Raw genomic sequence first — 276 nt, 5'->3', positions numbered from 1 at the left:
CCCCTGCCTCTCCCTCGGAGGTTTCTCATGCGTGCCTTCAGCCCGCCCGACTGGTCCGCCGCCCGTGAGGAGCTGCGCACCGCGCTCGTCCTCTCCTCCTGGCCGGACGACCTCGTCGCGGACGCCGAACTCGCCCTCCACGAGCTGTACGTCAACGCCTGGCGCCACGCGGGCTGCCAGGCGCCGACCGTCGTGGTCGTCCTCCTGCCCACCCGCACCCTGCGCGTGTCCGTCGCCGACGACAGCCCCACCCTCCCCGAACCCCGCATCTCCGCC

Annotated in this window: 1 protein-coding gene; it reads left to right on the top strand. The window is 73.6% G+C overall.

All coding sequences use genetic code 11. The features are described 5' to 3' along the window. Positions 1-27: 27 nt before the first annotated feature. Positions 28-276, top strand: a 249-nt coding sequence (locus tag ADK60_RS27715; protein ID WP_199839779.1) for an ATP-binding protein, incomplete at its 3' end; no start/stop codon positions are given.

Source organism: Streptomyces sp. XY431 (genome assembly GCF_001279805.1).
Lineage (GTDB): Bacteria > Actinomycetota > Actinomycetes > Streptomycetales > Streptomycetaceae > Kitasatospora > Kitasatospora purpeofusca.
This window is presented reverse-complemented; position numbering and strand designations above follow the sequence as displayed.